Here is a 22,085-nt window from a genome sequence, read left to right as displayed (position 1 = left end):
TAAAGTCACAGCAAAATACTTTTCAAACAACCTCTTATTAATAACTCTGTTGCACACCGTTTACTACTGGTTTAACTTCAGAAAATGGATCGGTGCCGCCACCCCAGTTAAAATCACTAATTCGGATGCTAAAGCCGCCTAATTCCAACACTGGATTGTAACGCAAGGTGATGCCATAGGTGCGACGGCTATATTCTAAAATGTAGTCAGTACTGGTTTCTCTACCAGTATCCAAGTTAACAGATGTTTGAAAGCCTAAGCGAAAAGGGCCGTAGATTTGCTGTGATATCCCAGCAGTCAAAACTTTGTTATCAACGGAGCGATCGAACAAAAAGGGTGATAATCCGTTATTTAAGCCTTGAGAGAAACTAATATTAAAGGCGGTATAGTCGAAAAAAGGGCGAGAAAAATGACCCACTTGTCCTTGTAAACCAATTCTCGCAGTTAGGGTGCTTTGGTTATCACCATTGCTGTAATAACTCGTAGTGCCAGTAAGCCCACCGATCGCTTGCAAGTAAGGAACTACAGGGTTAGCCGTGTATCGTAATCCCTCGGTGGCAGTGGGCGGTAATGGTTTTCCCTGCCACAGTAACACCCCAGTACTGAGGTCAGCACTAGCTTGGAAACGACCTAGTGAAATGCGATCGTTTTCGCGTATGGGTTCTAGTAAGTCTTGGCGATCGGTATTGGCATCGATATACTGAGCGCTTCCCTGATAGGTGAGGTTGATGCCACTTTTTCCTAAAGGAATCACAGGAGAGGTAATAATGCCCCCAAAACTGCTCTGGACAGTTTGAAAACCGAGAGTACCGTTGTAGAGGCGATCGCGGTAATTATATTGCACATTCAAGAGATGGGGAAGGGAAGTGCCTATTATCTGACGCAATCCCAAATTCACCCGCAAATTGTCTTCCACCTTGTCTAAGTCAAAACTGGTTAACTCCCCAGTTCCTTCAATTACTGCTCGTGGACTCAAAACAGAATTTACCTTTGTCTTGACAGCAAACAGTGAGCCTAAGTTACCTATACCTTCTTGCACACCTCTCTGTACTAGTAACTGAGGCGTGATAGTCCAGCTTGTCTTCTCTGTATCGATCACTGGAAAGCCACGCTCAATATACAAACCACCCCGCTTATCTCCATCATAGCCGGGAGAAACTATTGCAGGTGTAACGTCCCGCTCCCGGCGGTCAATCGTCTGCTGATTCACCGGAATTGGTAAGGAGATTCTTTGATCCAATACCAAACGCTGTCGCTGTGTTCTAATGCGGTCTACCAAGGGTGTTTCTCGTGTCAGAGTTACTGTATCTGCGCGTAACTCTAGTTCTGGAGGCGAAAAAGGATCGTTGGTGATGCGGACATCCCTTGCTTGCCAGCCTTGCGGATAGAAGTCAATGTGTTCAGCTTCAAATCTGAGCCGATTGACTACACCTCCTGTTTTCGGGGGTGAAAGGTTGCTAGCATCAGCCTGACCCCCAACGGTAAAATCAAGTTGTCCAGGGCTGCTTACACCAGAAAGGGGCTGATTGGCTCTAATGCGATCGCTAGGCGGACGTTTTGTTACTCCACCAGCAGTTGCATCTATGGGTGAGAAAGCAAAATCTGTTTGTGCTGAGGGCACATAAATTTCTCCTCTACCATTTAAGAGTTCTCCATTATCTTGAACAAAGTTATAGGTAAAGCGTTGTCCACGAAGTATCTGATCGCCCCTGGTTAAAGTTACGTTGCCTTCCCCCGCAGCAATTAAGTTGTCTAAATTAACTTGCAAGCGATCGGCATCCACCACCGCCCCATCAAATCGCACAACTACATTTCCAACAGCTGTAATAATTCGTCGTTGCTCGTCATACTCTTGCCGATCTGAAGTAACTTCTACAATTCTCGGTTGGGCTGGCGGTTTGCTAGCTGGTGCTTGTGGCTGATTGGTGGTATTTACTGGTGGTGTAGATGTTGGCGCTTGAGTTTGTTGTTGGACTTGGGAACTGAATTCTACAGTGATGGGCGTTGAGAGTTGCTTTGTCGGGTTACGAGACTGGAATTTTATAAAATTTTGTACTGATTGAGAACTTGGTGCAAGATCGGCAGCAGATAGAGAGATATTGTCTTTTTGTGAAGACTGTGGCGCAGTAACGTTACTTAGCTGTTTTTGCTGGCCTAACTTCTTAGCTAAAATTTCCGCCTTGGATTCGACTAACTTATTGCTGGTTGTAACCCTTGGGACAACTGGAATAGAAGGCGGAGATTGGGCGATAAGGGGACTTGGAGAGACCCTATAGTTAAATCGTAGAGAGTCCAAAAAGGTTTGTTTTTCTCTAGCAATAGAATTGGGATTTAGCGTAGACGCAAAGCGGCTTGTCGTTAGACCTCGCTCACCGAGTTTTTGAGAAGATTCATGTTTTGCACTTCGGGAAGGCTCCGCTCCAACTTTTTTTGGCAATGTAGTAGCTTCTGTTTGCGTCTCCCGTTTGCGTAACGCCGCTCTTAGGAGAAGCTCTGAGCGGCGGCGTTCGACGCTCGGACTTTGGCCATTAGAGGTTTTAATCTCCTGCGTTGGATAACCAAGCATCAGCGATTTCCCCAAAAGTTCAGCACTTCCAGAGTCGGTAATGGGGGAAATTTCTGGTGGGAAGGTTTCTGGTGGATGGGGGACAGAGGAAGTTTCGGCAACTACTGAGTCATCCTGATTTGAATTGATGGGAGTTGGCAATGGCGAATTACTCTTGGTGTCACCCGCAATCGACAACTCAGGCAAATCCTTGGACTGCTTGGATTTGTCTGTCTTTTCCTGCATTCCAGTTTCTACAACTGAAAGAAACTTTGTATGACTAGCAGATGAGGTGGGATTTACAGGTTGTAAAGATTCGAGGATAGGAGGCGGATTGGGTGGCAGAACTGGATGAAGCATATTTGAGCAAAATCGGGCTAACAAACAGCCAAATGACGGACGGAAGGATAAACATACATTCTGCCTTCCGACTGTCGCCTTCTGCTACCTACAGCAAGCTACCTGGAGGAAGAAACTTACTAAATTTCGCTTAGTAAGTTTCTGTGGCGTTTAGTATTTTCCGCCTTCCAAAGTCGCGGATGATTTATCGCCCTTTTACTCTAAGTCCCGACGGCCGGGGTTACGAGCAGGATCGTTCGACAAAAATCCGAAGATGAAGATAGTTACGAAGAAGGCAACAACAATATAAACAGCGATTTTTAAAGTCAGCATAGAAATATCTCCAACGGGTAAAACAAAGAAAGCTTTTCTTTGAGGATCTGCCATGCAGAAAAGATAGCTACTTTATATTACCCAAATCTCGTCCCTTTTTTAGAGGACTGTGGGGACATGGGACTGGGCACTTAGAGACTAGGGACTAGCAGTACCTACTCTACAGTTATTGAGAACAGTGCAAAATGTCAGTTGTCTGACTTTTAGATGCCCTTAAAAATAACTCAGAAACTGCTTACTCCAGTTCGTGACGTTAACTGACAGCAAAAGTTTCTTCCCAAAGGCAACATATTAAATAAAGGTTATGGGAAATAGTTGCCACAATACGGTTCGGTTAAAGGGGAAAGGGAAAAGGGGAAAGGTTTTGAATACATCCTTTATCCTTTACCCCCGCCCCTTATCCCCAGAGGGTATCCCACTTTCCCATTCCCCAGACCAGAAGGAAAGTAAAAAATGCTTATCCGAACCGTATTGATAGCTACCATGCCCCCTGTCCCATTCCCTATTTCTCAGTTTGAACTTTTACTAGGTCTTTGCCAATTCGGTTTTTGACTACTCGTGCAGGTATACCTACAGCAACAGAGAAAGGAGGAATATCTTTATTGACAACTGCTCCCGCACCAATAACACTACCTTTGCCGATGGTAACGCCATCTAATACCGTTACTCCATGACCTAGCCAACAGTCATCTTCAATCACAATTCCCTTGCGAGTAACACCTTGGTATTTAATTGGCTCCATCGGATCGGCAAAATTATGATTATTGGCATATATTCCGGAGTGGGCAGCAATCATGCAGTGTTTGCCAATTTTAATGTCTCCTGGCCCCTCAATACATACGTTTGGAGCAATGAAGGTGTCTTCATCAATATGTATACACGTATCTTCCAAACACCCTATATCAACGTTACGCTCAATAGCTACTCTATTGCCTAGATGAATTTTATTATTTTTGTGTCCTCTAGCATCCATGCGTACACCCTTGAAAATATAGACTCCACTGCCTATCTCAATACAAGAAGCACCGTTGAATTCAACACCATTTTGAATATAAACTGGGCTGCCTATTTGGGCAAAAATACTCCGATATCCTAAACTACGCAACTTTGGCCCCAGAATAAGTGTAGGAAGATCCCCTAACACAGTAGTTACTACAAGTTCTTGCACACGCTGCAATTTGGAAAAGTCTTGCTCGTTAGGCATGGCTACATATCTCTTCAATTAATTGTTGTTGACAGTATTGAAAGTTTTTTGCCTGTATCCTAATCTTCTGCCAATACTAAGAGATATCGTATTTCTTAATACGTTAAACTTAGTTGGCAGTATTACCTGAATTTACCCATATTTTTAGATGGTTTTCCATAATTTGGAAAACCTCCAGTCTGGCTTTAACTATGTGAGCAATTCTTGAAATTAGGTGTGTTAGAATTACCCACTTGATATGCACAACTACCTCGGATCTATAGAAGCTTTTGTACCAGTTAAGGCATGTAAAAACTTCGCTTCTTTTTCACCAGAGCAATTAACAAAAAATCTTAGTGCATTACAGGGTCAAACCCCAGACTACGAAATTGTCTGATGGGTAAATTGGTTGGTTTAGATAGGATACTGTTTTGGTTATCTGGCAAATTTGCAAAGCTTGTTACGCAACTAAGGATTGAGTTGTTTGCCTTGAGGCTACTTCCTATCAGGCGGTTTTAGTCTTTTAAAACAACTCAGTTCCACAAGCTATGTTGCAACAAAAAATACATTTAACTAGACTATATTCAAAAATTTAGATAAAATTTCTGCCTAGCATAACAATGTAATTATTGTTGGGTCTAATTGGGTATTATTGCCCCAAAAAACCCAATTAGGGTGGATTATCCCCTACATCAGCCATCACATTGAAGTTGACCATCGGTGCAAACAAGTAAGCGCTTCCCCGACTGCTATGACGGCTTTCTTGCAACGAATTTCTAGAGTATGCTGCTCCAATCATGTTGCACACAGATGATTTACAGACTAGCAAATTCATGCTTGTAATTACATGAATCGTTTTTAATAACAGTTGCTTTTAACAATAACACATTTTATTTTTAGTGGAACACTCTTAATAAATAAGTTGATTGGTGATGAGAATATTGTAAATTAGCTAACTTTTTTTATGGAGCTATCGCTACTCTTAAATAATTTTATACACTTAGATAAAATTCCTGGAGGATGGTCATTTTAAAAATGATCACAGATGTTAATTGTCTTTTAGTCTATATTTCTACCTTTGCTTGTCCAATTAATTTAATAATTGGGCGTTCAACTCAGAATGATATCTACTATACTGATGACACCCTGTTCGTTAAAAAGCTGAAAATTTTCCTCTTCCTTATTACTTATATCTAAAAATTTGTAAATCACCCATTCGGGTGAGCCAAGCGGGTGATGCGTGCTTGGTGTTACTCATTATAAATTTTATTGTAAAGAAAGCTAAAATTTAGCTTAGTTTCCAGGAGAAGTCCACAAAACAACATCAAATTGACCACATTGAGGTATCGGTTTTAACTCACACACTTGGTTCAAATTATGGCTTTAATTAAAGAAATTGTCCAAGAAGCTCTAAATAGCGGCTATCTGAGTGTTGTAGCCGAAGAACAACTGCGATCGCAACTTCAAAGTAATTATGACTCAGAAGACCTAGATGCCTGGATCATTTTACAGCGAGCTATTGTAGCGGGTGATATCAAACAAGAGTCGCGCCGAAAAAAAGCTTCTCTTTCTCCTAAAGCCAAGGACGCTTCATCAAGTATCAAACTTGCTTATCAAATGGCAGCGGAGATTGCTTATGCAGCTGCTGTAGCTTTGTCAATGACAAAAAATACCAAAGATCAGCCTTCACTAGGTTCATAAGATAACACGCTAAGAATTTATTTTCCTGATTTAGTATCCAAAATTTATACCAAGTAGTTTGCGACGCTTTTCCTAGTTAACTCCTTGGTATTATTTTTACGCATTCCTCTTTTAAGTGATGTCTACATGGGTTACTTTGTATCACATCTTTTCAAACTAATCCCTAACCTAAGAATCATAGCTGCTTATTTTTTAGCACAATTTTATTAAAAAATAATTAAAAATTTAACCTTTGTGGAAACAGCTACGAGGAAATTTCACCCTTAGCCAAGACAGTAGAACTGATCCCCGGAAGCAATACTAAAAAAAATATAAATTATTTATTCAAAACTAGATTTTTTTCAGTGATACATACCACTCAATGATTAAATCTTAATATACCAAGTATATGGCTGAGAGTAATGCATAGAATTAGAAACACCTTGGTGTAAACTTTAGCAACGATGTTAAAAAGAATTCTCAATGCTTAACAAAGTCATCGCTTCTTCACAAACTACAGTATAAAGAATTGGCAACATTGGTAAAGACAGTAAACAATAACCATAACTAAACTTGGAGTTTTGCCAACCTATGCAGCCAATTCGCACATTTAACGTATCCCCTTCACTACCACCGCGACTCGAACCACTGCGGCGGTTAGCATATAACTTGCACTGGGATTGGAATGTTGAGAGCAAAGATTTATTTCGTCGCTTAGACTCTGACCTATGGGAGTCTAGCCATCACAATCCAGTGTTGATGCTCGGTACTATCTCGCAATCGCGGCTTTTGGAAGTTGTCGAAGATGAAGGCTTTCTAGCGCAAATGGATCGAGCTGACCGTCAGTTAGACGATTATTTACAAGAGCGCACCTGGTATCAAAAACAACGGGAGCAAAAACCAAAAGAATGCTACGCCTATTTTTCGGCGGAATTTGGACTTGTCGATTGTTTACCCGTCTATTCTGGGGGCTTGGGAGTTCTGGCGGGAGATCACCTCAAATCTGCTAGTGACTTGGGGCTACCGCTTGTCGGTGTAGGTTTGCTGTATCAGCAAGGCTACTTTGCTCAGTATCTGAATGCTGATGGCTGGCAGCAAGAACGCTACTTGCTCAATGATTTTTATAATATGCCCTTGCATCTAGAGCGTAATGCCGATGGTTCAGAGCTACGGATTGCGGTAGATTATCCAGGACGCAAGGTATACGCTAGAGTTTGGCGCGTACAGGTGGGAACTGTTCCCTTGTATCTGCTTGACACCAATATTGAACCCAACAACACTTACGACCACGACATTACAGATCAGCTGTATGGTGGCGACATTGATATGCGTATCCACCAGGAAATCATGCTGGGGATCGGTGGTGTGCAAATGCTCAAAGCTTTGGGGCTGAAAGTCACCGCTTACCACATGAATGAAGGCCACGCCGCCTTCTCTGCCCTAGAACGCATCCGCTTGCTGATTCAGGAAGAAGGGCTGAGTTATGCCCAAGCTAAACAGGTGGTGGCTTCCAGTAATATTTTTACTACCCACACGCCAGTACCAGCAGGGATTGACTTATTCGCTCCCGACAAAATGCTGCACTACTTGGGGTACTATGCAGAGATATTTGGGTTGCCCAAAGAGCAATTTTTAGGACTGGGGCGCGAGAATACAGGTGATTTATCTGGGCCTTTCAGTATGGCGGTGCTGGCTTTGAAAATGGCAACATTTTCTAACGGTGTTGCACAACTCCACGGGGTAGTGTCGCGGCAAATGTTCCAGGGCTTGTGGCAGAAAGTACCAGTAGAAGAAGTGCCGATCGCAGCAATTACTAATGGTGTCCATGCTCGGAGTTGTGTGGCAAAATCGACTCAAGAATTGTACGATCGCTACCTCGGTCCAAATTGGTCATCAGCACCACCAGATAGCCCATTGTGGGATCGGATGGATGCTATACCCGATGAAGAATTGTGGCGCAATCACGAACGCTGCCGCTTGGATATGATTTTGTATGTACGGGAGCATTTGGTTAAGCATTTAACAGATCGCGGCGCTTCCGCTTCCGAAATTATCCAAGCCCAAGAAGTTTTAGATCCTTACGCTTTCACCATCGGCTTTGCCCGTCGCTTTGCCACCTACAAACGCGCCACCCTCTGGATGCGTGATTTGGATCGGATTAAGCGGCTTCTGCTGGCTAACAAAGACCGGAAAGTGCAATTCGTAATTGCTGGTAAGGCACATCCTAAGGATATTCCCGGTAAAGAACTGATCCGCGAGATCAATCACTTTATCCGCGAACAGCATTTAGAAAAACAGGTAGTGTTTGTTCCCAATTACGACATTCACATCTCCCGATTGATGGTTGCGGGTTGCGATATCTGGTTAAATACACCGCGTCGTCCACGGGAAGCCTCTGGTACCAGTGGTATGAAAGCGGCAATGAATGGATTACCAAATTTAAGTGTACTAGATGGCTGGTGGGATGAAGCTGATTACGTCCGCACAGGTTGGGCGATTGGACATGGAGAGAATTACGACGATCCTAACTACCAAGATGAAGTGGAAGCAAATGCTCTCTACGAGTTGTTAGAGAAGGAAGTTGTACCACTATTTTATGAACACCGGGATACTGATGGTTTGCCCCGTCCGTGGGTTGCCAAAATGAAGGATGCAATTCGGTTGAATTGTCCCTTCTTTAATACAGCGCGGATGGTAGGAGAATATGCACAAAGGGCTTATTTTCCGGCCAGCGATCGCTATCATACCCTGACTGTTGATAACTATGCCCCAGCTAAAGAACTAGCTGCTTGGAAAGAAAAACTGGGCGAACACTGGTTCAACATCAGAATCAAAGATGTTGATGTATCGGCAGCTTCAGACATTGAGGTGAACCAAACTGTTGCTGTCAAAGCCAAAGTTGACTTAGCAACCTTGACCAATGATGATGTGCAGGTGGAGTTATATCAAGGTGCGATCGATGCCAATGGTGAGATTGTCAACGCTGTAACAGTGGTGATGGATTACCAAGGTGAGGATTCACAACAATTGAGTATTTACACGGGTAATATTACCTATACCGCTTCTGGTTTACAAGGCTTGTCTTTGCGTGTATTGCCGAAAAATCCAAATCTGGCTAATCCTTACGAACCAAGGTTGATTGCTTGGGCAGAATAAGAGTGCTGAGTAGTTAATAAATACTCAAGAATAGGCGTTGCTAACTTAATTTAGCAACGTCTTTTATATTACAAGTTTTCAGGTAAGTAATTAATATCTAGTAGCTGTTCTAAGGTATAGGTAGAATATTGAGGTAAGTTATCTAGTTTGCCTTCAGTTTTATCAATTACATATCCTAAAGCATCATTATAAATTGATGCTAATTCTTTTTCTAAAAATTGATATAAATTCGTTGTCAAGTTACGTTTTAATTGATTCCTAAAACTTCTAATTTCTGCTTTCCAATGTCTAGAATTATATTGATATTCCTCTGTCCAATATTGCAGTAGCAAAAGATATCTAATAATTTGTTCTAATAAACTAGCAACTTTCGCTTTGTCTCTACGACCCAAACTTTCTAGCTCCTCAATTAAATTTTCTAAATCTAATTCTTCTAAATGGTTAGCTTTCAAGAGTTTGATTGTTTCCTCTAGCCAGAGATGCTCGTCAATTTCATAAAGTTGTTGCAAACTCAAATTAGAATTAACTCCTTGCATAAAACCTCTTTGAGTTAAATCTTACGACATTACAATTTTAGGCTAATATTCTTTGGGGGATGACAATGTAGCCAGTGGTGCGATCGCCTAATACTAAGTTACGTTGTTCTCCCCAATACCACCAGTATGCAGCAATGTAAGCGCAAATTAAGCTGTCTAGTTTATCTTCGGTTGCTTTGAGGGCTGCGCCTGTGGTTGGGATTTCTAGGAGGAACGAACCGCAGAGGCGCAGGGAACGCAGAGGAGGGGAAAGAGAGGGGAGGATATCGAGAAGATAATTTTGAAGTTTGATTAGTTCTAGGCGGCGCTCAGTGAGTCTTCCTTTTTTATATTTGAGGATGCGTTCTAAGTTGAATAGGTTAACGATTGCTGGGTGGGGAAAGACTTCTATTTGATATCTGCTTAATTTTTGCGGTTGAATGGTGGGGGCGTGGGCAAAACCGCGTGATTCTAATTCTAAGCCAAAGTTGATGGTGCGATCGGCGAAGGGTAGGTTTTGATTAGCTGGGTAGCAGCCTGCATGATATTTGCCAAAGTACTTGTGGCTGAGTTTGTCGGGGAGACGACTCCCGCTAGCGTTGGGTATGAGGGTAGGTGCATCTACGGCGATGATTGCTGGTTCGTCTGGTTGAACGCTTTGATCGATCCAGGTAAGGATGTCTGCAATAGCCTCTTTGCGGTCTAGATCGAGTAGTTGCAGTTGTCCATCTATCCATTCTAAACAGCACAATCCACTTGGTTGCGATCGCCAGCCTAAATCAATGCCAATAAATTTCATTGTCATAACATGAATTTGCGATTATTTTCGCATTTTCAGGCTACCATTTACCTAAATTTACTTGCTAAAAATTGTGAGAAATAATCTTATAATCTGAAATAGCTTGTCTTAATTTATTTTATCTGGCAATAAATTAATCAAGATTATTCCAATGAAAATATTATTTTTACATCCCAATTTTCCCTCACAATTTCGCAACCTAGCGACAGTTTTAGGTAAAGATCCTAATTGCAAAGTCGTCTTTGGAACAAATCGTCGTGAAGGCGAAATACCTGGCGTTTTTAAAGCTATTTACACTCCTTCTCGGGAAGCTGCTCCCCAAACCCACCATTACGTTCGCAACCTAGAAAATGCTGTTCTCACCGCGCAGGCTGTCTATCGCGTGTCCGAAAAATTAAAAGCTGAGGGTTTTGTTCCAGATATAGTCTATGGCCATTCTGGTTGGGGGCCGACTTTATTTATGAAAGATGTTTTTCCCAAAGCAGAATTATTGTGTTATTTCGAGTGGTTTTATCACGCTCACGGTTCGGATGCAGATTTTGATCCCAATGAACCCCTGAATGCTGATGATGAATGCCGTATTCGCATGAAAAATGCACCGATTTTGACTGATTTATATAGCTGTGATCGCGGGCTTTCTCCCACTAATTGGCAGCGTTACCAGTTCCCCAAAGAATATCATAGCAAAATCACTGTACTTCATGATGGTATTGATACCAATTATTTTGTTCCCAAGTCAGACGCAAAGTTAGTTTTACCAAGAATAAATCTTGACCTTTCTTATGTCGAAGAGTTGGTAACTTATGTGGGACGGGGAATGGAACCTTATAGAGGATTTCCAGAGTTTATGGAAACGGTGGCACTAATTCAACAGCGAAGACCTAACTGTCATGTAGTAGTTGTGGGAGAAGATAGGGTGGCTTATGGGAAGAATCTCCCCGATGGTCAGACTTATAAACAATTAATGCTAGAAAAATTAAAATCATCTTTAGATTTATCGAGGCTGCACTTTACAGATAGACTACCTTACAATGAGTATCTTCAAGTTTTGCAAGCTTCTTCTGCTCATATTTATTTAACCCGTCCTTTTGTTTTATCCTGGTCAATGTTAGAAGTAATGGCAGCAGGATGTTTACTAATAGCTTCTAAGACTCCGCCAGTATTGGAGGTCATCCAGGATGGGGTAAATGGATTGTTGGTAGATTTCTTTTCTCCCCAGGATATTGCTAATCGAGTTGAAGAGGCGCTGAATCATCCTCAAGAGATGAAAAAAATTCGTGCGAATGCGCGAGAGACAATTTTGAAGCGTTATGATTTAGCCAAACTGTTACCACAGCATTTGCAATGGATATTTGCTGGTAAAAATTCTGATAGCTTACAAAAGCGCTCAGTTTCTAAAGGATTTGGAAGAAATTAGATGTTATTGGTCATTGGTCATTTGTCATTGGTCTCTTGCATAAATATTTTTTTGTCTCACGCGAAGGCTCGACGAAAATCGTGAAAATAACGATTTTTACAAGATAGTTTAATTTTATTGTGCCAACTTAACTGATCAAAGGAATTAGCGATCGCTAATTCCTTCCCGACAATTTACCTTGTGAGGATGGTTACTATAGTTACAACTGGAAAAAAAGTAACTTACCAGCCCAAGATTACCTATAATCTTTATGACAAACACTATTTCAATTACCGATTCCCTGCTTCCTAATCCTCTACCGAAACCAGCAATCATTCGACTAGAAAACATTTTCAAGATTTATGGTAGTGGCGAAACAGAGGTACGAGCGCTGAATGATGTCAACTTAATTGTAGAACAAGGCGAATATTGTGCAATCATGGGCCCTTCCGGTTCTGGCAAATCCACAGCCATGAATATTATCGGTTGTTTAGACCGTCCGACAACCGGACATTATTACTTAGATAATCTTGATGTAGCCCAAATGGACGATCGCTCATTGGCGCACATCCGTAATAAAAAACTGGGGTTTGTGTTTCAACAATTCCACCTATTGCCTCAACTAACAGCATTAGAAAATGTGATACTGCCAATGCTGTATGCTGGTGTGAATCCAAAAGAAAGAAGCGATCGCGCCACAATTGCATTGACGCGAGTCGGTTTAGCAAATCGCCTCAACAACAAACCAACTCAACTATCTGGGGGACAACAACAAAGAGTAGCGATCGCACGAGCCATTGTCAATCGTCCTGTAGTACTCCTAGCCGATGAACCCACAGGCGCACTTGATTCGCGCACAACCCAAGAAGTCTTAGATATCTTTAGCGAACTCAATGCCAGTGGAATCACCGTTGTCATGGTGACACATGAGCCAGAAGTTGCCCGTCAAACCCAGCGCATCGTTTGGTTCCGCGATGGTCAAGTGGTACACTCTAACCTCACCCCAAGCGACTTGAGTAACCTTACTGTGTCATAACTTAATAAAGTCCGAGTTCGCCCTTGGCGTTTGGTAGGTGGACGAAAGTTTGTATCTAGTCGCCAAGGCTGATAAATGCGGTTTTGATATGATTACAAACTCGATGTTTTACCAGTTTCTGCTTGTGTTGCGATCGGCTTGACATCGGTGTAACCCATTTCACCAGCTATTGTCCGAAACACCGAAATTTGCTCCTCAAAATCTAGTCCTTCAATTTGGGAAACCAGATCATTAATTGCCTTACTTGGTTGGTAGCTAGCTGGTAAACCAACCACCTGATTTCCCATAGCTACTGCCCAAGCATACCAAACTAACAACTGATTGTTTTCTTTTATCGACCCATAAGCACGAGAGTATTCTGTATCTTTGCGGTTAACAATATCCCGCATAATATCTAGTTGCTGCTCATCTGATAATTCAAAATAGTCTCCTAACAGAAGTGGTGCTAATTCTGGTTCAGCCGCAGCAGGTACAGCTGGCGTAATCGAATCACCCATTTTTTTATAAACAAAATAGAACCAGGCTAATTTGGCATCGGTATCTAAGGCATTAAACGCATCCACTAATTTTTGAGTTTCATTGCTCTGGGCTTGAGAAATAGTTTTGTCGTAACTTGCAGTCATAATTTTGTCCCCAAGTAAATTTAATAGACCAAACTAAGTGTTACCAGAGTTTTCTCATCAGATTCTAGTACCGATAGAAGGAGTTAACTTTATTGCAAATTGCAGCTTTTATCTATCTTTTAATAGAGGTAAAAGTCTCTCCCAAGGAAGCAACAAGCGGCATATTGACTTGTTACAATCGCCCTAGTAATAAAAATTTACCTTAAGGTTTTTAATTATGCCTGATGAAGTAAAGCCCAATTTAAATGAAGCTCCCACCCATGATGCTCAATTAGCTGCCGAAAGCATAGCTAGTGGTGAAGAACAAGCGCCAAAGGTCGATTTTGATGCTGATTATGCAGCTGCACAACAATTTAGCGTGAGTGAAGTTGATCGCACTGCTAAAGGTTCAGCAGCAGCCGAAACAGCTACAGCACCTAAATATCAAACCTCTAAGCCAGAAGAGACAAAAATTGAAGCGCAGTCAACTGGTAATCCTGACGATTATGCAGAATTAGCCAAAGAAGTTGGGAATTCTAGAACTGAAGGTGTAACTAATGTCAGTGATGAACTAGTACAAAAAGCTTTGGAAAAGGGTCAACCGAAAAAGTAAATTTTCCTAATCCAACATTTAGACATCTGGTGAAAAAAATGTAGAGACGTAGCATAGCTATGTCTCTACAATAGTTATGGATAACGCATATTTAATTTATGGAGATGTGTATATAATTAATAACCATTCATCACTTCTAGCAGTTCGCTAGGTTGGTGAATCAAATAATCTGGATTTTGTTTAGCTAGTACTTCTGATGAGTTAAACCCCCAAGCTACTGCAATTACTTGGATATTTGCTTTCTTTGATGCTTCTATATCTCTGGTTTCATCACCAACATAAATAACTTCTTGGGGTTTGAGTTGCTTTTGCCTCAATACATTATTGATTATGGTTGTTTTGCCAAAAATTGTAATTCCTGAGTAGATGAACTCAAACAGGTGATTTAAATCATTGATTGTGAGAAATTGGGTAACGTTATCTTTAGAATTAGAAGTGATAATACCCAGTTTATATCCTTGATTTTGCAGCTCTATTAATGCTTCTTTAATTCCCGGAATTGGTTTTAATTCAGGAATTTTGTCTTTTAATTCTCCTTTAACTTTTTTAACTAAAAAAGGTATTTTAAATAGAGAAACTCCTGAGTACTTAATAATTTCCCTAGATGTTAAGTTTTTAAGGAGGGCTAATTGCTCTGGGCTGATGTGTCTATAACCAAAGTCTACAGCTAGACGATTGGCAATACTTACAAGGGCATCTACTGTATCAGCAATTGTGCCATCAAAATCAAAAATAATTACTTTCGGGGTCATTATTTGCCTGGATGCGTCAAGATTAGCTAGGGCGTTGCGTCGTAACATTTCTGGCTTAATCCGCCGCAAGGCAGATGCTGGAAATCGTTTATCCCACTCCTGGTCTGAGATTTGGGCTAATTCTAGCAGTTTGGGAGCAATATTCCCAGGATAAGGCTGAAACTCTGGAATATCAGTTGCTTGGGCAAAACGTTGATTCCAAGGACAAACATCTTGGCAAATATCGCAACCAGCAACCCAGCCTTGTAAATGAGGTGCGATCGCCTCTGGCAGTTTTTCGTCCCGATTTTCAATTGTATGATAAGCGATGCAGCGATTAGCATCCACAACAAAAGGCTGAGTAATTGCACCTGTAGGACAAGCCTGAAGACAACGAGTACAGCTACCGCAGTGTTCTGTATGCGGGCGATCGCTCTCTAGCTCCAAATTGGTCAACACTTCTCCCAAAAATACCCAAGAGCCATATTCTCGTGTAATCACATTACCATTCTTGGCAATCCAACCAATTCCGGCAAGTTGAGCCAATACTTTATCTTGTACTGGGCCAGTGTCTGCATAATAACGAACTCTTACACTTTCATCTAGTGATTCCAGCCATGTAGATAGCTGCTTGAGTTTTTTATGCATTATCTTGTGATAATCCCTTCCCCAACCATAACGGGAAATTTTGGCATATTCCTCGCCTTCTCCTGACGGAGACGCTACGCGAACGGGACGTTGGTGTGGTGTGTAGTAATTTAGCGCCACACACACTAGCGATCGCGCTTCTGGCATCACTAAGCGGATATCTTGACGTTTTGGGTTAGTCATCCATTCCATATCGGCGTGATAACCCAGTTCAATCCATGCTTGTAACCTCTGCGCTTCTGTGGCATCTATGCTATCTACAGCAGCAATTCCAACTTTGTGAAAGCCCAACTCGCTGGCTTTTTCTTTCACCACACTACTGCTTGTTACGGAATACTGACTCATTTTTTTAATTGGATTTTGCCTAAATAAAGGCAAATAAATTATACATTACCTAGTCACTACCTTTAATGAATATTTGTTACTTTTCCTACGTATCAATTTGATCGAGAAAGGAAGAAGGCAAGAGGGTAGTATTCCTCCTGCCTTCTGCAATTTTTGCAACACCAATGTAGAGACATTCCATTGCAACATCTCAACTTCCATCGTGAGGAAGATTTAGCAATATGTAGCAATCTATCTCAAAAGCAGCTTTCTTTTGAGCGATTTTTGTATTGAAATGAATATTCAGTTAGCATAATACAGAGAATTTTATGACTTCTGCTGAATTTATATCCCCAGCGCAGTTGAAAGAAGAATTCCAGATTGAGGGAATTACAGAAACAAGCGTACTGCGTTATTTTCAAACCTTAAATGCTGGAGAATTTGAGGCAACTGCTGCCTTATTTGCGGTAGATGGTGTGATGCGTCCACCCTTTGAATCTGATATTGTGGGGATAGATGCGATCACAGCCTACTTAAAACAAGAAGGACAAAACGTTAAAGCTTACCCCAACACGGCAATCGCCGAGACTTTAGAAACCGGTGAGATTCAAATTCAGGTAGCAGGCAAAGCCCAAACTTCCTGGTGTAGTGTGAATGTCTTGTGGCTATTTATCCTCAACCAACAACGGCAAATTTTCTATACTAGAATCAAACTTTTAGCTTCTCCCCAAGAGTTACTTTCTTTACGTCGTGAAAAGTAGTAAATAAGTATAATTGTTGAGGAAATGTTTGATATTACCCAAAACAAAATCTAGGCATCAAAAATTCCTATAAATAACTTTTGTCTATTTGATGTCTATTTGACTAATTCGGGTAAAGTAGCTTGTAACTTGAGACAGTTTGCACCATCAATCTGCAACTCATAGTCTACTTTATCCATTAGACGATTCATAATCAGCCAACCATAACCACCTTCTTGTTTTTCCAAAGGGTTGGGAGCGTAGTAGTTAGACATATCAAAGCCTTCGCCGTAATCCCAAACTTCTAAGGCCAGATCCCGGTCTTTCACTTCCAAACGCAGTAAAATTGGTAAATTTGGTTTATCCTTGTGGGCATGACGGACTGCATTTGAGTAAGCTTCCACCAAAGCCAATCTCAAACGACTTGATTGCCGTGACCAATCCACAGATTCTCCTAGCTGAATTTTCAAACATCCCAGTAACCAGTTTTCGACAATATTCAGAAAATTCAAGTCACTTGGTACATGAAGCTCACTTTTCATCACTTATAAAATCTCCAGTGAAAGTATAGTTTGATCGTCTTCTTGAATGTGGTTATCTGCCTGGATGCGAGCTAGTAAATGGTTGAGAGAAAGTGGTTGTTCTTCTTGTTGTAACAGTTGCCAAAGACCATCTTGGTTCAGCATAGAACGGTTAACTGCCTCAGCACTAGACCCGTTTTTTACTGTTAAATCAGAATCATTTGAGATCGTTGCTTCTGTAATACCATCACTGGCGAGTAATAATGTGTCTCCAGTAGCGAGAACCAAACGACCAGACTGTGCCTGCCACTTGGGTAAGATTCCCAAAGGAACGCTGCGGACTTTCAGGTAATTAGGATTGTCGCCTAAAGCGTCTTGGCGTGACCATAACAGTGGATAAATATGACCGGCATTCGTGTAGACTAGTTCCTTAGTATTAGGGGTATAACAGGCTAACACAAGAGTAATGAAATAATTGTTGCTAATTAAATCTTCACTCAGAGCATGATTAAGGTTTTGCATAACCACATTCGGCTCGGCTGGTGTTTCTTGAGATAATTCTCGGCGCAAAACTGAAATAATACTAGCCATAAATAAAGCAGCTGGGACACCCTTACCAGAGACATCACCTACTGCTAACCACAAGTCCCCTTTGGGATGAACAAACACTTCAAAGAAATCGCCTCCTACTTCCCGCGCCGGGTAGCAGCAGGCTTGCACTTTTACACCCTTAATATCAGGTAAACTTTGGCGTAGTAAGTTGTATTGAATTTGCCGAGCCACCTCCAACTCATTATGAATCTGCTGTTGCTTTTCTTGGAGACGCTGGTAAAGTTTTGCTTGCGAGAGAGCTAAGGCTGCTTGTTCGGCAACACCTGCAATTAGTTGGATGTCTTCGTCTTGCCAAGGACGATCGCGTCCCCATTGGTGGAGAGCCAGCACAGCCAACAAATGCTGCTGGTAGCTAAGTGGCACAACCAAATGGTGACAGGGGTTGCCCTCGTATATTTCTTGAGTAAGTTGATAATGACGGGTTTCCAGAACTTTTTCAATTAAAATACTGGGGTCGAAGAAGCAATCTAATGCATTGGATTTAGGATCGTAGTATGAAAACTCATCTTGGATCAGGCGATCGCCCTCTACTGGTCTGAGCAAGCAACTGCTAGCGTCAAATGTTTGTCCAATGGTTGCGACAATTTTTTGCAGCATACTGTCGTAGTCTAAAGACTCACGAATTGCGGTTGTTACGGCATTAAACAAAGATTCTCGCCGTAGGGCCCGACGCAACTCTTGCGTGCGCTTCTTGACTACACGATATGTATCAGTCGCTTGCTCAACTAACGCCCTGAGTTTATCTGGATTCCACGGTTTGGTAATATACTTGAATACCTGACCAGAGTTAATGGCATCCACTAAATCTTCGACATCAGTAAAACCAGTCAACAAAATCCGGATCGTGTCAGGAAAGCGCTCTACTGTCCGACTAAAAAATTCCGTTCCATTCATTTCTGGCATTCTTTGGTCAGAAATAATCACCGCCATTTCGCCAAATTGATCCAAGATTTCCAGAGCGCCAAAAGCATGATTGGCTTTATACACTTGAAAATCTCGTCTAAAAGTGCGGTAGAGTAAATCTAGGTTATCTGGCTCATCATCTACCACCATGAGCTTAAGTTTTTCGACCCCTGTCTCAGCCATATTTGACTTTACTTTTGAGATGTTTGAATGGCGATATAGTGTGATGTTTATCCCACATAATAAATCACAGAAAATCAGAGAAGCCATTCACTTTGAAAATATCACTTTCTCAAAGTTATGAGTTTCCCTTGATCGTTTTCAATTGCTCCACATCAAAATTACCTTTACCCAACTAAACCAGAACGCAGGGCGCGGACTGCTGCTTGGGTACGGTCATCGGCACATAGCTTATTCAAAATATTGCGAACGTGAGTTTTAACAGTCCCAACAGTGATGTAAAGTCTTTCCGCAATTAGTGCATTACTACAACCTTCGACAATCAACTGTAGCACTTCTAATTCCCTTTCTGTCAGGGTGTAAGGTTGAATTCCTTCCAGATTCTCGACATAATCAAGGTTAGAGGCAATAGTCTTGGCATCTACAAAAGCCGATTCCAACTTTTGAGGATTTTGTTGTGCTTGTTGTAATACAATTCGAGCGATCGCTGGATCGATCCAGGCGTTGCCATTGTAAGTTACTCTCACTGCTTCCAGCAAATTATCAAATTTGATATCTTTCATACAGTAAGAGTCTGCACCAGCAGCAAAAGCTGCCAACACAGCTTCTTTGTTATCCCGCAGCGTCAAAATTAACACTTTTGTAGCTAGCTGCTGCCCATTTGCAGTAGATTTTACCTCCCGTGTTAGTTCAATACCATCTTTATCTGGTAAACCAATATCTACGATCGCAATATCAGGTTGTACCATTTTTAACATCTTTAGCCCCTCGGCAGCATTGGCAGCTTCACCTACAACTTCAATCTCATCCTTTTGGATGAGCGCTGTCCGAATACCCACGCGAGTGAGGTCATGATCTTCAATTAAAGCAATACGAATTTTACTCATAGCCAACTTCAGCCCGTTACACTACCTTAACCATAAAGTCGAGTTTCGTGACATACTCCCACACTAACTGTAAGCAGTATAGTAGGAGCTTCTGTTCCCGGAACCAGAGTTGCGAGTTGAGCTTTTTTATACTGGGTTAATATTACACTTTCACAATAAAGTTTGCACTGATCCAGCCCAAGTACAAGCGCTCTGAGAAATCCCCACTTTCAAAATCGCAGGCTTGTAGAGCCAATTTTTAAAATGGGCAGTATGTCAAGCTTTCTATTGTTCCAAGGCACTGGGGATCTTTCCCAATACTTTTCGGTTAAGGGGGAAAGGGGAAAGGGTTTAAATTTACCTTTACCCCTTACCCTTTTCCCAGACCAAAAGAGAGATTGTTGGGTTTATTCGAAAAGTATTGGGATCTTTCCTGCCTAAGTTCTAATATAAAAAAATTTGATAAACTTAACATTCAAGTAAATCTGGCGTGAGGGTTACTCAAGAATAGGCTATGTCTAAAGGCAATCAAGCATTTTCAGTATTGGGAATACCAGTTCATGTGATGGCTAACTATCCAGGCTGGTTGTTAGAAAGCCTAGAACAAGGCAGAGGAATTCATGTAGTAACGCTCAATGCAGAAATGACTATGCAGGCAGAGCAGAATGAATTACTCGCTCAGATAATTAAAAATGCTGAACTAGTTATTCCAGATGGAGCCGGGGTTGTTCTGTATTTACGGTTATTATTATGGCAAAAAGTTCAGCGTTTTCCGGGAATTGAATTAGCAGAAAAACTTTTGCAAGAACTTGGACAACAGAAGACAGGGGCAAAGGTGTTTTTTTATGGAGCAGCGCCTGGGGTGGCCTCAACTGCGGCAGATTTTTGGCAGCAGCAAATTCCAGATTTGAATATAGTAGGCACTCACTCAGGCTACCATTCCCCAGAAGAAGAAGCGCAATTGCAACAAACTCTTGCTCAATTGCAGCCACAAGTGATTTTTGTCGGTTTGGGAGTGCCACGTCAAGAGTTATGGATTGCCGAAAACCGCCATTTGTGTCCTCAAGCAATTTGGATTGGCGTTGGTGGTAGTTTTGATATTTGGTCGGGAACTAAAACTCGCGCTCCCGCCTGGTTAGCAAATAATAATTTGGAATGGTTGTATCGGCTATATCAAGAACCTTGGCGTTGGCGGCGAATGTTGGCTTTGCCTGCTTTTGCTGTAAAAGCTTTTGTTTATCGTTTGACAGCAAAAGATGCAATTAGTTAAGAGTGGAGAGACACGATTAATCGCGTCTGTACTGGGTGTTATTACTTAGTTAATACTGAAGTCTTCAAAAAATTTTAAATTTTCTTTGTTGAATTTTAAATTCCCAGGCAAAACCTGGGAATCCTTATTTTGATAGGCAATGTCACATCTAAGTCGGCAAATTGTTTAGTTGTGGTTATGAGGAAAATTTAACAATGCCAGTATTAACAACTCAAGTTAAAACAGATAAATCCGTTCAGAGAGAGGACTCTGCAACTCAACAGCATGGTAGTAATACTACTGCAAAGGTGACATTGCAATCTGTAAGCAAGACTTATGCTAACGGCACTCACGCCTTGTTGAATGCGAACCTTGAGGTAAAAAAGGGAGAATTTCTGTTTATCACCGGGCCAAGTGGTTCTGGTAAATCAACGCTCTTGAAACTGTTGTATGGCCAGGAGTTGCCTACACAGGGAGAAGTAATTGTTGATGAGTGTAATATAGCGGGTTTACGGGGCGATCGCTTGTCATTATTCCGGCGACGGATTGGCATTGTGTTTCAAGACTACAAACTGATTAGCCAACGAACAGTAGCAGAAAATGTGACTTTTGTGCTGCAAGCTCAAGGGTATACCCGTAAAGAAATTCAACGACGTTTAGAACCAACTTTAAAGCTGGTGGGTTTGCTGAGTAAAGCTGATTGCTTCCCAGATCAACTATCTGGGGGAGAGCAACAACGGGTGAGTATTGCCCGTGCGATCGTTGGTACACCACCACTACTGTTAGCAGACGAGCCTACTGGAAATCTCGATCCTGATAATTCCTGGCAAGTAATCCAGATTCTTCAGAAGTTAAATTCCTTTGGAGCTACGGTAATTGTTACCACCCATGATGAACAATTGGTACGGCGGTGCAATCATCCGGTAGTGCAAGTTACTAATGGACAGTTGTCTCGAAAATAAAAATTGGGAATTGGGAATTGGGAATTGGGAATTGGGAATTGGGAATTGGGAATTGGGAATGGGAATTAGTTATTAGACAAATGACAAATGACAAATGACAAATGACAAATGACAAATGACAAATGACAAATGACAAATGACAAATGACAAAT

At 41.6% G+C, this 22,085-nt stretch carries 19 protein-coding genes and 1 pseudogene; 8 read left to right on the top strand and 12 right to left on the bottom strand.

Annotation, left to right across the window (positions count from 1 at the left end; translation table 11 throughout):
* Positions 1-37: 37 nt before the first annotated feature.
* The 4 genes from G1O98_RS05635 to G1O98_RS05620 form a co-directional block, all read right to left on the bottom strand.
* Positions 38-2,905 carry a DUF3769 domain-containing protein gene (locus G1O98_RS05635; RefSeq protein WP_163927667.1) on the bottom strand — a complete coding sequence of 956 codons (2,868 nt, stop codon included), beginning with the start codon at positions 2,903-2,905 and terminating at the stop codon, positions 38-40.
* Positions 2,906-3,100: 195 nt separating this feature from the next.
* Positions 3,101-3,217, bottom strand: coding sequence for a photosystem II reaction center protein I (locus tag G1O98_RS05630; RefSeq protein ID WP_041566417.1), 117 nt, complete (start codon positions 3,215-3,217; stop codon positions 3,101-3,103).
* Positions 3,218-3,719: 502 nt separating this feature from the next.
* Positions 3,720-4,421, bottom strand: a complete 702-nt coding sequence (locus G1O98_RS05625; RefSeq protein WP_163927666.1) for an acyltransferase — start codon at positions 4,419-4,421, stop codon at positions 3,720-3,722.
* A 649-nt stretch (positions 4,422-5,070) separates the two neighbouring features.
* Positions 5,071-5,235: a hypothetical protein gene (locus tag G1O98_RS05620; protein WP_159402498.1), complete on the bottom strand. Its 165-nt coding sequence runs from the start codon at positions 5,233-5,235 to the stop codon at positions 5,071-5,073.
* Positions 5,236-5,777: 542 nt separating this feature from the next.
* On the opposite strand from G1O98_RS05620, the gene G1O98_RS05615 reads away from it, so the two are divergent.
* On the top strand, positions 5,778-6,101 hold the full coding sequence (locus G1O98_RS05615) for a hypothetical protein (RefSeq protein WP_163927665.1): 324 nt from the start codon (positions 5,778-5,780) through the stop codon (positions 6,099-6,101).
* A 570-nt stretch (positions 6,102-6,671) separates the two neighbouring features.
* Entirely contained in the window at positions 6,672-9,236 is a 2,565-nt protein-coding gene (glgP, locus tag G1O98_RS05610) for an alpha-glucan family phosphorylase (RefSeq protein ID WP_163927664.1), read from the top strand.
* A gap of 68 nt (positions 9,237-9,304) precedes the next feature.
* Here glgP and G1O98_RS05605 read toward each other — a convergent pair whose 3' ends face one another.
* Together G1O98_RS05605 and G1O98_RS05600 are read right to left on the bottom strand one after the other, a co-directional pair.
* Positions 9,305-9,772 (bottom strand): DUF29 domain-containing protein, encoded by a 468-nt coding sequence (locus G1O98_RS05605; protein ID WP_163927663.1) that lies wholly within the window; start codon positions 9,770-9,772, stop codon positions 9,305-9,307.
* Between the two features lie 37 nt (positions 9,773-9,809).
* Entirely contained in the window at positions 9,810-10,550 is a 741-nt protein-coding gene (locus tag G1O98_RS05600; protein ID WP_163927712.1) for a DUF429 domain-containing protein, read from the bottom strand.
* 151 nt (positions 10,551-10,701) lie between these two features.
* On the opposite strand from G1O98_RS05600, the gene G1O98_RS05595 reads away from it, so the two are divergent.
* The gene (locus G1O98_RS05595; RefSeq protein WP_163927662.1) at positions 10,702-11,967 is read left to right on the top strand and encodes a glycosyltransferase family 4 protein; all 1,266 of its coding nucleotides are present in this window, start codon (positions 10,702-10,704) and stop codon (positions 11,965-11,967) included.
* A 250-nt stretch (positions 11,968-12,217) separates the two neighbouring features.
* Positions 12,218-12,982 carry an ABC transporter ATP-binding protein gene (locus G1O98_RS05590; protein ID WP_163927661.1) on the top strand — a complete coding sequence of 255 codons (765 nt, stop codon included), beginning with the start codon at positions 12,218-12,220 and terminating at the stop codon, positions 12,980-12,982.
* Between the two features lie 92 nt (positions 12,983-13,074).
* On the opposite strand, the gene G1O98_RS05585 is transcribed toward G1O98_RS05590, so the two are convergent.
* On the bottom strand, positions 13,075-13,605 hold the full coding sequence (locus G1O98_RS05585) for an orange carotenoid protein N-terminal domain-containing protein (protein WP_163927660.1): 531 nt from the start codon (positions 13,603-13,605) through the stop codon (positions 13,075-13,077).
* 217 nt (positions 13,606-13,822) lie between these two features.
* Between G1O98_RS05585 and G1O98_RS05580 the strand changes: the two genes are divergently transcribed.
* Complete coding sequence (locus G1O98_RS05580; RefSeq protein ID WP_163927659.1) at positions 13,823-14,197, top strand: hypothetical protein; 375 nt, start codon at positions 13,823-13,825, stop codon at positions 14,195-14,197.
* 116 nt (positions 14,198-14,313) lie between these two features.
* Here G1O98_RS05580 and G1O98_RS39730 read toward each other — a convergent pair whose 3' ends face one another.
* Complete coding sequence (locus G1O98_RS39730) at positions 14,314-14,949, bottom strand: HAD-IA family hydrolase (RefSeq protein ID WP_243458348.1); 636 nt, start codon at positions 14,947-14,949, stop codon at positions 14,314-14,316.
* Positions 14,924-15,921: pseudogene (gene queG, locus G1O98_RS39725) on the bottom strand (tRNA epoxyqueuosine(34) reductase QueG). The gene G1O98_RS39730 and the pseudogene queG overlap by 26 nt, the downstream one beginning before the upstream one ends.
* A 308-nt stretch (positions 15,922-16,229) precedes the next feature.
* Between queG and G1O98_RS05570 the strand changes: the two are divergent.
* A complete protein-coding gene (locus G1O98_RS05570; RefSeq protein ID WP_163927657.1) occupies positions 16,230-16,661 on the top strand; it encodes a ketosteroid isomerase family protein in 432 nt (143 codons plus the stop codon).
* A 95-nt stretch (positions 16,662-16,756) separates the two neighbouring features.
* Here the strand turns inward: G1O98_RS05570 and G1O98_RS05565 are convergent, their stop codons facing one another.
* From G1O98_RS05565 to G1O98_RS05555, 3 genes are all read right to left on the bottom strand, one after another.
* Entirely contained in the window at positions 16,757-17,182 is a 426-nt protein-coding gene (locus tag G1O98_RS05565; RefSeq protein ID WP_012411419.1) for an anti-sigma regulatory factor, read from the bottom strand.
* A gap of 3 nt (positions 17,183-17,185) precedes the next feature.
* Positions 17,186-18,859, bottom strand: coding sequence for a SpoIIE family protein phosphatase (locus tag G1O98_RS05560; protein WP_163927656.1), 1,674 nt, complete (start codon positions 18,857-18,859; stop codon positions 17,186-17,188).
* Between the two features lie 164 nt (positions 18,860-19,023).
* Positions 19,024-19,743, bottom strand: coding sequence for a response regulator transcription factor (locus tag G1O98_RS05555; protein WP_163927655.1), 720 nt, complete (start codon positions 19,741-19,743; stop codon positions 19,024-19,026).
* Positions 19,744-20,236: 493 nt separating this feature from the next.
* Here G1O98_RS05555 and G1O98_RS05550 point away from each other — a divergent pair, with 493 nt between their 5' ends.
* Together G1O98_RS05550 and ftsE are read left to right on the top strand one after the other, a co-directional pair.
* Positions 20,237-20,992 (top strand): WecB/TagA/CpsF family glycosyltransferase, encoded by a 756-nt coding sequence (locus tag G1O98_RS05550; RefSeq protein WP_163927654.1) that lies wholly within the window; start codon positions 20,237-20,239, stop codon positions 20,990-20,992.
* A 194-nt stretch (positions 20,993-21,186) separates the two neighbouring features.
* Positions 21,187-21,933 (top strand): cell division ATP-binding protein FtsE, encoded by a 747-nt coding sequence (gene ftsE, locus G1O98_RS05545; RefSeq protein WP_163927653.1) that lies wholly within the window; start codon positions 21,187-21,189, stop codon positions 21,931-21,933.
* Positions 21,934-22,085: the final 152 nt, after the last annotated feature.

The sequence above is a fragment of the Nostoc sp. UIC 10630 genome (assembly GCF_010747425.1).
GTDB lineage: Bacteria > Cyanobacteriota > Cyanobacteriia > Cyanobacteriales > Nostocaceae > Nostoc.
This window is presented reverse-complemented; position numbering and strand designations above follow the sequence as displayed.